The organism is Pseudomonas sp. PAMC 26793 (assembly GCF_000313235.1).
GTDB lineage: Bacteria > Pseudomonadota > Gammaproteobacteria > Pseudomonadales > Pseudomonadaceae > Aquipseudomonas > Aquipseudomonas yamanorum.
The window spans coordinates 26,023-36,357 of the sequence record NZ_AMXG01000032.1 but is presented as its reverse complement, the minus strand read 5'-3'; the positions used below and the strand labels follow the sequence as shown (position 1 = coordinate 36,357).

Annotated in this window: 9 protein-coding genes; 1 reads left to right on the top strand and 8 read right to left on the bottom strand. The window is 61.9% G+C overall.

What is annotated here, in order from left to right:
- Positions 1-722: 722 nt before the first annotated feature.
- The 3 genes from D109_RS0113815 to D109_RS0113805 are packed head-to-tail and all read right to left on the bottom strand — an operon-like array spanning position 723 to position 3,180.
- Positions 723-1,274, bottom strand: coding sequence for a GNAT family N-acetyltransferase (locus D109_RS0113815; RefSeq protein WP_017477426.1), 552 nt, complete (start codon positions 1,272-1,274; stop codon positions 723-725).
- A gap of 4 nt (positions 1,275-1,278) precedes the next feature.
- Positions 1,279-1,740, bottom strand: a complete 462-nt coding sequence (locus D109_RS0113810; protein WP_017477425.1) for an LEA type 2 family protein — start codon at positions 1,738-1,740, stop codon at positions 1,279-1,281.
- A gap of 12 nt (positions 1,741-1,752) precedes the next feature.
- The gene (locus tag D109_RS0113805; protein WP_017477424.1) at positions 1,753-3,180 is read right to left on the bottom strand and encodes a nucleobase:cation symporter-2 family protein; all 1,428 of its coding nucleotides are present in this window, start codon (positions 3,178-3,180) and stop codon (positions 1,753-1,755) included.
- Positions 3,181-3,414: 234 nt separating this feature from the next.
- Here D109_RS0113805 and D109_RS0113800 point away from each other — a divergent pair, with 234 nt between their 5' ends.
- Positions 3,415-5,040 carry a methyl-accepting chemotaxis protein gene (locus tag D109_RS0113800; protein ID WP_017477423.1) on the top strand — a complete coding sequence of 542 codons (1,626 nt, stop codon included), beginning with the start codon at positions 3,415-3,417 and terminating at the stop codon, positions 5,038-5,040.
- Positions 5,041-5,127: 87 nt separating this feature from the next.
- On the opposite strand, the gene D109_RS0113795 is transcribed toward D109_RS0113800, so the two are convergent.
- The 5 genes from D109_RS0113795 to D109_RS0113775 form a co-directional block, all read right to left on the bottom strand.
- Positions 5,128-6,105: a bifunctional glyoxylate/hydroxypyruvate reductase B gene (locus D109_RS0113795; RefSeq protein ID WP_017477422.1), complete on the bottom strand. Its 978-nt coding sequence runs from the start codon at positions 6,103-6,105 to the stop codon at positions 5,128-5,130.
- Complete coding sequence (locus D109_RS0113790) at positions 6,105-7,400, bottom strand: MFS transporter (protein ID WP_010165554.1); 1,296 nt, start codon at positions 7,398-7,400, stop codon at positions 6,105-6,107. Before D109_RS0113790 ends, D109_RS0113795 begins: the two co-directional genes overlap by 1 nt.
- 54 nt (positions 7,401-7,454) lie before the next feature.
- Positions 7,455-8,399 (bottom strand): sugar kinase, encoded by a 945-nt coding sequence (locus D109_RS0113785; RefSeq protein ID WP_017477421.1) that lies wholly within the window; start codon positions 8,397-8,399, stop codon positions 7,455-7,457.
- Entirely contained in the window at positions 8,392-9,174 is a 783-nt protein-coding gene (locus tag D109_RS0113780; RefSeq protein WP_017477420.1) for a sugar phosphate isomerase/epimerase, read from the bottom strand. Before D109_RS0113780 ends, D109_RS0113785 begins: the two co-directional genes overlap by 8 nt.
- Positions 9,175-9,257: 83 nt before the next feature.
- Positions 9,258-10,316 (bottom strand): LacI family DNA-binding transcriptional regulator, encoded by a 1,059-nt coding sequence (locus D109_RS0113775; RefSeq protein WP_017477419.1) that lies wholly within the window; start codon positions 10,314-10,316, stop codon positions 9,258-9,260.
- Between the last annotated feature and the right edge of the window lie 19 nt (positions 10,317-10,335).

Below are 10,335 nucleotides of genomic sequence, written 5' to 3'. Positions count from 1 at the left end.
ACTCGGTGCCTCGCCTAGGCTCGGCATGCCCGCACTCCGGCCCGATTACCGCGGGCCGCCGCGACGGGCCATCCATTGGCCCGGCGCGGCTAAATCGGCATCCCTGCCGATTTACCCGCTCCACCGTGCCTACTTGCGGCCATCGTGGTTAACGGGGCCAGCAGATCAAGATCAAAAGCAAGAGCACAGCGGCCTCCCGGCCGGCTTGAGTGTTAAAAGCAAAGGCAAGATCCAGAGCGAAAGCCAAATCTGAAGCGGATGCAGCTCTGCTTTTCTGTGGGAGCTGGCTTGCCTGCGATGCAGACACCTCGGTGCATCAGGTACACCCAGTTGATGCTATCGAGGCAAGCCAGCTCCCACATTTGACTGTGCCCGCTTTAGCTTTTGATTTTGCTCTTCAACACTCAAGCCGGCCGGTAGGCCGCTGTGCTCTTGATCTGCTTTTGATCTTGGGCGCCCCGTTAAACCACGCTGGCCGAACGCAGGCTTTGGAGCGTGGGTAACCTGGCAGGACGCCAGGTTAGCCGCGCTGGGCCATGGATGGCCCATCGCGGCGGCCCACGGTCCAAAGCCGGAGTGAGGGCACACCGAGCCTAAGCGAGGTGCCGAGTGGTGGGGCAAGAGCGTTTTGCTTACTTTTGCGCTTTTCAAAAGTGAGCCGCCGTAAGGGCGGAACCAATAGCGGCCGTTACCTAAATAACGGATATACACCCAAACCCACCTCAGCCCCGCCGACTCCCCAGCCATTCCTCCCGGGTAATCTCCCAGATATCCTTGGGCAAACGCCCAGCGACAAACTGCCCCTCATCCGTCCTGACCAACCGCATCCCCGTCCGCTCGGAAATCCTGCGAGAGGCCACGTTCGGCGCCGCCTTGGGCACGCGCATCACGGGCCGCTCCAGTACCTCAAACCAATACTCAGTCACCGCCGCACTGGCCTCGGCCATCAACCCCTGACCCTGCCATTGCGGCGCCAGCCAAAAGCCTCGGTTGTTATCCACCTCATCCATCAGGCTGACATTACCAATCAACACCTCCGGCGCGCTTTTCAGGCGGATCGACCAATGCCATTCCTCACCCCGAGCCATCGCCGGCAATGCAACCTGCTCCAGATAACTGCGCGCACCGTCCGCCGGGTACGGCCAAGGCACCTGGGCATTCAGATATCGCACCACTTCCCAGTGCGCAAACTGCTGCTGGACACCCTCGGCATCCTCCAGCGTCAGCGGCCTTAGGATCAGGCGTTCGGTGTACAGCGTAGGTTGCGCATCCATGTCGTTACCACGTGGCAGTGTTGGGAAAGTCCAGTGTTCCGCGATCCACAAAACGCAGGGTGCCGAACAGGCCACCCGCAAGTTTCCCGCGCAACACGTAGGGCAGGTTATTCAAACTCTGGGTCTGGCTCAAGCCAAGGGTCTGGCGCAACACGGAAAACGCCGAAACACTCACCGGCACCGTCAGCACCGTCTCCGAAAAACGTGGGATCGAACCCCCTTGGTCACTCACCCCGGACGCCAGCGGCCGGCCATTGACCTCAAGGTCCAGGGCCACGCCGCTGTAGTCGATCGCGGTTTCATTCGGGTTCTGTACCCGCAGCTTTACCGCGAAACGCACTTCCAGGTCATGGCTTTGCAGCGGCTCGATGCCCACCACGTTGATGTTCACCGGGTCGCGGTTGGGGAACAGCGCGCAGGCGCTCAGGGTGAGGAGCAGCAGGGACAGGACCATGAGTTTGCGCATAAACGGCTTCTCCTATTGCGTGACGTCCGGGTCCTGCATCACCTTGAGGGTGGAGGCTTCCGGATCAAATTCATCTTCTTCCAGTTCTATGAACTCCTCAGGCAGGAAGATGTTCAGCACGATAGCGCAGAACGCACCCACGGTGATCGGCGACTCGAAGATGTTGTGCAGCGCCTTGGGCAGCTCGCGCAGTACTTCCGGGACTGCCGCCACGCCTAGGCCCATCCCCAGGGAGATCGCCACGATCAGCACGTTGCGCCGGTGCAGGCCGGCTTCGGCAAGGATCTTGATCCCGGCCACGGCCACGGTGCCGAACATGATCAGGGTGGCGCCGCCCAGCACCGGCTTGGGCATCAGTTGCAACACCGCGCCGATCATCGGGAACAGGCCCAACAGCACCAGCAGCCCGGCAATAAAGTACGCCACGTAACGGCTGGCCACGCCGGTCAACTGGATCACGCCGTTGTTCTGGGCGAAGGTCACCATGGGCAGGCTGTTGAAGGTGGCCGCCATCACCGAGTTGAGGCCGTCGGCCAGCAGGCCGGACTTGATGCGCTTGATGTACAGGGGGCCCTTGACCGGCTGTTGGGAAATCATCGAGTTGGCCGTCAGGTCACCGGCGGCTTCCAGCGGGGAAATCAGGAAGATCACCGCCACCGGGATAAACGCTACCCAGTCGAACGAAAAACCGTACTTGAACGGCACCGGCACGCTGATCAGCGGCAGTTGGGGCAGGGCGGCCAGGTCGACGCGGCCCATCCACCAGGCCACTACAAAACCCAGGGTCAGGCCGATCACGATCGAACCCAGGCGCAGGAACGGGTTATTGAAACGGTTGAGCACCACGATGGTCAGCAACACCAGGGCCGCCAGGCCCATGTTGCCGGCGGCGCCCAGGTCGCTGGCGCCATAGCCGCCGGCCATGTCGGTGACCGCCACCTTGATCAGCGACAAACCCATCAAGGTGATGATGGTGCCGGTGACCACCGGGGTGATCAGCTTGCGCAGCTTGCCGATGAACTGGCTGAGCACCACTTCGATAAACGCCGCGAAGAAGCAGATGCCGAAGATCGTCGACAGTATCTCATCGGTGCCGCCGCCCCGGGCCTTGACCATGAAGCCGGCACTGAGGATCACGCTGATAAACGAAAAGCTGGTGCCTTGCAGGCACAGCAGGCCGGAACCCACCGGGCCGAACTTGCGGGCCTGCACAAAGGTGCCGAGCCCCGACACAAACAACGCCATGCTCACCAGGTACGGCACTTCGCTTTCCAGGCCCAGCACGCCGCCGACGATCAACGTCGGAGTGATGATCCCGACAAAGCTCGCCAGCACGTGCTGCAGGGCGGCGAATATCGCCGCGCTGAAGTGGGGGCGGTCGTCGAGGCCGTAGATCAGGTCGGATTTATAACGGGGGCGAGGGGTTTGAGTGTCAGACAAAATACGGGCCCGGGTAGGAAAAAGGAGGCGCAGGATGCCAGAAAGAGCGGGCACTCAGAAGTGTGTAAAAATATTTCGAAACATCCTGCAATAAACCCTCAAGCCGGCCGATAACCTTATAGGCGTCACATACCTATTAAAACAGTGGTGCCGAAAGGTCAGGGCAGCGCGTTGACGCTGACTGGCCGTGTCGCGGCAGGGACGCGCGCAGCCACTATCTCTGAGAGCGCACCTATGTCCCTCCGTAACCTGAATATTGCCCCCCGAGCTTTCCTCGGTTTTGCGTTCATTGCGTTGCTTGTGGTTATCCTGGGGGTGTTTGCGGTCAACCGCATGACGCTGATCCGCCAGGCTTCGGTCGACATGGGAACCAACCAGTTACCCAGTGTGAAGTACCTCGGCAACATCACCGAAAACGTGTTGCGCCTGCGCATCCTGTCCTTCCGGATTCTGATCAATCGCGACCCGGCCGCCGTGCAGGACGCCAAGGAGCGCTCGGCCATTCTGGTGGACAAGGTCAAGGTGGCCCAGGCCGCTTATTCGGCCTTGCCTGCCGAGGGCGAAGAGGCCAGCGTTTACAAAGCCTTTTCCGCGACACTCGACAGCTACCTCACGGCCCAGGCCGAGATGATGTCGCTGTCGCAACAAAACAAGGTCGAGGAGATGCACACCCTGATCAACACCCGGATCAAGGATGGCACTGACCTGATGGGTGAGCAGTTGAATAAACTCATCGCCATCAACAGTGCGGGTGCCGACCAGGCCAACATCGCCGCTGACGGCAGTTACTCCCAAGCGGTGACCGGGATCATCATCGTCGCCGTGGTGGCGGCCCTGTTGACTGTGCTGCTGGCCTGGCTGTTGACCCGCAGCATCGTTGTACCGCTGCAAAAAGCTGTTATTGCTGCCGAAACCATCGCCGGTGGCAACCTGAGCAAACCCATCGAAGTCGACGGCAAGGATGAGCCGGCGCGCCTGCTCGGCGCATTGGCCGCCATGCAGAACAACCTGCGCCAGACCATCCAGCACATCGCCGGCTCGGCCACGCAGTTGGCTTCAGCCGCTGAAGAACTCAGCGCCGTCACCGAAGAAGCCTCCAAAGGCCTGCAGCAGCAGAACAACGAAATCGACCAGGCCGCTACCGCGGTCAACGAAATGACCGCCGCGGTGGAGGAAGTGGCGCGCAACGCGGTGTCCACCTCCGAGGCTTCCGGCCAGTCCAACCAGGCTGCGCGGGAAGGGCGCGACCGGGTAGTGGAAACCGTGGGTGCGATCCAGACCATGACCCAGGACGTGCAAAACACCTCGGTGCTGATCGAGGGCCTGGCTACTCAAGGCCGTGACATTGGCAAGGTACTGGACGTGATTCGCGCGATTGCCGAGCAGACCAACCTGCTGGCCCTCAACGCGGCGATTGAAGCGGCACGTGCCGGTGAAGCCGGGCGTGGTTTCGCGGTGGTGGCGGATGAAGTGCGGGCCCTGGCCCATCGCACCGCACAGTCGACCCAGGAAATCGAAAAAATGGTCGCTGGCATTCAGAGCGGTACGGGTGAAGCCGTACAGTCCATGCAGCAGAGCAACCAGCGTACCCAGAGCACCCTGGAAATGGCACGGGCTGCCGGCGTGGCGTTGGAGCAGATTACCCAGTCCATCAGCCTGATCAACGAGCGCAATCTGGTGATCGCCAGTGCGTCGGAAGAACAGGCCCAGGTGTCTCGCGAAGTGGACCGCAACCTGATGAACATCCGCGACCTGGCGACTCAGTCGGCGGCGGGTGCCAACCAGACCTCAGCGGCCAGTCATGAGCTGTCGCGCCTGGCAGTGGATTTGAACGGGATGGTGGCGCGCTTCGTCATCTGACCTGAAATGCGATCAAAAAATGTGGGAGCGGCGGTGCGACGATTCGACTTGCTCGCTCCCACATTTGCTTCTGTGGTGCTTCAGGAATCAGTGTTTCCAGGCGGCCGGATTCACCAGGTTCTTCGGCTTCTCACCCGCCAGCGCCGCCAGCAGATTGTCCACCGCGCACTTGGCCATCGCCTCCCGCGTCTCATGGGTAGCCGAACCGATGTGCGGCGTCGCCACCACATTGCTCAAGCGCAACAACGGCGAATCATGCTGCAGTGGCTCCCGCACAAACACATCCAGTCCCGCCGCGCGTATCGTGCGCTGTTGCAACGCCTCAATCAGCGCCGGCTCGTCCACCACCTTGCCCCGGGAGATGTTGATAAAGATCGTCTCGGGGCCCATCAGCGCGAATTCTTCAGCGCCAATCAAGCCTTCGGTTTCAGCCGTCAGCGGCAAGGTCAGGCACACAAAATCGGCTTCCCGGAGCAGGTCCGGCAGGCTGCGGTATTGCGCGTCAAAACGCTGCTCCACCGCCGGTTTTGGCGAGTGACTGTGGTAGATCACCGGCATGCCAAACCCGAAGTGCCCACGCTGGGCCAAGGCTTCACCAATACGCCCCATGCCGATAATGCCCAGGGTCTTGCCGTGCACGTCGCTGCCGAAATGCAGCGGGCCGATGTTCTGGTTCCAGTTGCCGGCGCGCACCATATTGGCCAGTTCCACCACGCGCCGGGCAGTGGCGAGGATCAGCGCGAAACCGGTGTCGGCAGTGGTTTCAGTCAGCACGTCGGGAGTATTGCTGAGGAGGATGCCGCGCCCGGTCAGGTAGTCGATGTCGTAGTTATCGACGCCGACGGACACGCTGGCCACGGCCTCAAGCTTCGGTGCCAGGTCCAGCAGTTTCGCATCCAGGCGCAGGCTGGCGCCGAGCAACCCTCGGGCCGTAGGCAAGGCCTCCCGCAGTTTGGCCAGGCCGCTTTCATCCAGCGCCTCGATCAGCGTGACCTCGGCCTGTTCGTGCAGGCGGGCCATCAGCGGCGCAGAGAGTTTCTTGTAGAGCACGACAGACTTTTTCATCAGGTCTTTACCTTCAATTCAAGGGAATGCAGCGGGGCGCGCTCGCGGTCACTGGCGCCGGGCTTGAGGAAGATCGTCAGCACCACCGACACCAGCAACGCACCGCTCATCAGCAGGTACGAAGCGCCGGGGGAACCGGTGCTGCTGTTGAGGTAGCCCACCAGGTACGAACCACCAAACGAACCGAGGGCGCCCATGCTGTTGATCAGCGCCATGGCACCGCCGGCGACGTTGGCCGGAAGGATCTCGGGGACGATTGCGAAAAACGGCCCGTACGGCGCATACATGCACGCCCCGGCGATCACCAGCAGGGTGTAGGACCACCAGAAGTGTTCGGCGCCCAGCACGTAGGACGCATAAAACGCGATGGAGGCGATCAACAGCGGCGGCCACACAAAGCGTTTGCGCTTTTGCAGTTTGTCCGAGCCCCAGGACACCACCAGCATGCCGATCACCGCCGCCAGATACGGCAGCGCCGACAGCCAGCCGGCCTCGACCATGTCCATTTTCAAGCCGGCCTTGAGGATCGACGGCAGCCACAGCACGAAGCCATACACGCCAATGCTCCAGCAGAAAAACTGCAGCGCAAGGATGATCACCTTGGGCGAACGAAAGGCTTCGGCGTAGTTCTTCACCGCCTTGATGCCCACCTGTTCTTCGGCGAGGGCGGTTTCCAGGTCTTTTTTATGCTGGGCGCTCAGCCATTTTGCGTCGGCCGGTTTTTCATCCGCCAGCTTCCACCAGATAAACGCCCACAGCACCGCCGGCAAACCTTCGATGATAAACATCCAGCGCCAGCTGAAATGCTGCACCAGATAACCCGATACCACCGACATCCACATCATGGTCACCGGGTTGCCGAGGATCAGGAAAGTGTTGGCCCGGGAGCGTTCCGCGCGGGTGAACCAGTGACACAGGTACACCAGCATCGCCGGCATCACGGCGGCTTCCACCACCCCGAGCATGAAGCGGATCACGATCAGCATGTAGGCGTTGGACACCATGCCTGTCAGGGTGGCCAGGCCGCCCCACAGGATCAGGCTGACGAAAATCAGCTTTTTGACGCTGCGCTTCTGCGCGTAGATCGCCCCCGGCACCTGGAAGAAAAAGTAGCCGAGGAAGAATAGCGCGCCGAGCAATGACGACATGCCCGGGGTGATCATCAGGTCTTCGGCCATCCCGGAGGCGGCGGCGAAGCCGTAGTTGGCGCGATCCAGGTACGCCAGGCTGTAAGTGATAAACACGATGGGCATGATGTACCACCAGCGGCGGGTGGCGAGTTTCAACGGTTCCATGAGGTTGCTCCTGAGCTTGTTGTAGTTGTGGCAACAGGTAACGGGTAACTCTGATTAGCCGGCTTTTTGCGTGTGGGGCAGATCGGTCCTGAACGGCAAGCCTTCCATATCGCCACGGCTCTGCACCGCGCGGCTGCCGATCCAGTTACCGCGCTGCACGGCTTCGGCAAAGCTGAGGTTTTCCAACAACGCACTGATCATCCCCACGGCAAAACCATCGCCGGCGCCGACGGTGTCGACCACCTTGGCCACGGGCACGGCGGCGACGAAACCCTGGTCCAACTGGGTGCGGTAATACGCGCCGTGGGGGCCGAGCTTGATGGCCACGGCTTCCACGCCCTGGTCCAGGTAGAACGCGGCGATGTCGGCCGGGTCTTCAAAACCGGTGAGCAAACGGCCTTCGCTCAACCCCGGCAACACCCAGTCCGCCAGGCAGGCGAGGGCGTTGATTTCGCTGATCATGCGTTGCTCGTTCGCCCACAGGGACGGCCGCAGGTTCGGGTCGAAGGACACGCTGCGGCCGGCCTCGCGCATTTGCGTCATCAACTGGCGTGACAGCTCGCGGGTGGCGTCCGACAGTGCCGGCGGGATGCCGGTGGCGTGCAGGTGACGGGCCTGCAACAGCTGCGGCTTGATCGCCTCGACCGACAAATGACTGGCGGCCGAACCACGGCGGAAGTACTCCACCTGCGGATCGTCGCCGGCTTCTTCGCGGGACTTGAGTTGAAAGCCCGTGGGGTGCAGCGGGTCCACCGCCACATGTGCGCAGTCCAAGCCTTCGTTCTGCAAGGTGTCCACCACAAAGCGCCCGAGGGAATCGGCGCCCACCCGGCTCAGCCAAGCTACGTTGAACCCCAGGCGCGACAGGCCGATGGCGACGTTGCTGTCGGCGCCGGCAATGCGTTTGTGAAACTGCGCGACCTGGGCCAGGTCGCCGGTCTGTTCGGCGACAAACATCGCCATGGTTTCACCAAACGACAGGATATCGATCTCAGACATGGGCATTCTCCACGCGGGGCTGGCCAAGGACGGCGAGGGCGGCGACCTGCTGCGCGGTGACCTGCACCAGATCATCACCTTGCAGCGGAAATTCCACGGCCCGGGTAATACCTTGAGTCATGAGCTTGAGCAGTTGTTCCCACAGATGCAGGTCGGCGGCGCCCGGCGGCAGGGCCACCAGTTTGCCGTCGGCGCGCCGGGCCACGGCTTTACAGTGCAGGTAGTCCACATGCCGGCCTAGCAGGCGCGCGGCGGTGGTCGCGGATTGGTCCTGCCATTGCCAGTTGCCGATATCGAAGGTCATTTTTACCGGCACGGCCAGGCGTTCGACTTCGTTGAAAAAACGTTGCATCGGCTCGATGCGCCCGCCGTGCAGGGTCTGGTCGTTCTCCACCAGCAGCTTGACCGGATGCCGGTTGAGCAGGGCGCTCAAGCTGTCCAGGTCGTTGGTGTCGGTGAAATAGCCGAGGGAGACTTTCAGCCATCGGGCGCCAAACGCCTGGGCGCGGTCGAGGGTGGCGGCCAGTTCGGCATTGGGCTGCGAGCGGCCGGCCACCCAGAGTTCCAGGGGCGAGGAGAACACGCATTCCAGGCCTTGATCGGTTGCGGCCTGTGCCAGCTCATGGGGTTGTTCGGTGGTCAGCAGTTCTTCGCGCCATTCGATGCGCTGGGCGCCAGCGGCGGCCAGTACCGAGACGAAACTCAGCTGGCCTTGCTGGCGGACCAGGTCGGCGCCGTAGCTGGAAAGGCTGATGGAGACGGGGTATTTATGCATTGTTGTGGACCTCTGAAACCGGTTTCATTTTTATTCGAAAAATAAACGTGTGTGGCTTGCCTGCGATGGCGGCGGTCAGCTGACTACTGCTTCGCCGGAGAAACCGTTATCGCAGGCAAGCCAGCTCCCACAAGGGGTTGGGTCGAGCCCCGGACAATCAGTTGTGGCAAGAAGTCCAGGGTGCGCGTCGGCTCGGTATCGCCGCGCAAACGCTTGAGCAAGCAGTCGAAGGCCTTGGCGCCGATGGCCTCGGTGGGCTGGGCGAGGGCGGTGATGCCGTTGCCCACCAGCGGGTACCAGTCGAGGTCATCCAGGGCGATCAGGCCTACGTCTTCAAACAGGTTGCAGCCCAGATTTTTCAATGCGCGGGTACACGCCAGTGCGGCGATACCGTTGGCGCAGAACAACGCCTTGGGGCCGGATTTGGCCAGAAACTTTTGCAGACGCTGTTCCAGTTTGCTGTCCAACTCCACTACAGCGCCGGTCAACGTCGGACGATTGGCAATTTCCGCCTTGAAACTGTCCAGGCGTTCCAGCCGTGAGCTGGTGCCGTCGGTGGCTTCGCTGACCAACAGCAGGTCGCGATAGCCTTGCTGCTCAAGATGCTCAACCGCCATGCGCACCGCCACCGGGTTATCCAGCCCCACCAGGTCGCTGTGCAGCGGCTCGACCTTACGGTCCACCAGCACCAGGGGCATTTCCCGTTGCAGCTCCAGCAATTGGTCGAGGTGATGGCCGAGGGTGTTCACGATCAGCCCTTCGATGTTGTAGGCGCGCAGGGCCGCGAGGTGCTGGCGCTCCTGCTCGTCATCGCGGTCGGTGTTGCACACCACCAGGCTGTAGCCGTGCTGGCGGCAGGCGGTTTCTACGCCATGCATTACGGCAATCGAATAGGGGTTGCGGATATCGGCCACCAGCATGCCGATCAGGCGGGTGCGCCCGCGCTTTAGACCACGGGCCATCTGGTTGGGGCGGTAGCCGAGCTCATCGATGGCGTGCTCGATGCGCAGTGCGATGGCCTCGGACAAGAGCCCACGGTCGTCGCCGATGAAACGCGACACGCTGGCTTTGGAGACACCGGCGCGTTCGGCTACATCAAGCATGGTCACGCGGCTGCGCTGGGCGGCGGAAAAAGAGGTCACGGTGCAGGGCCTTTCTTAT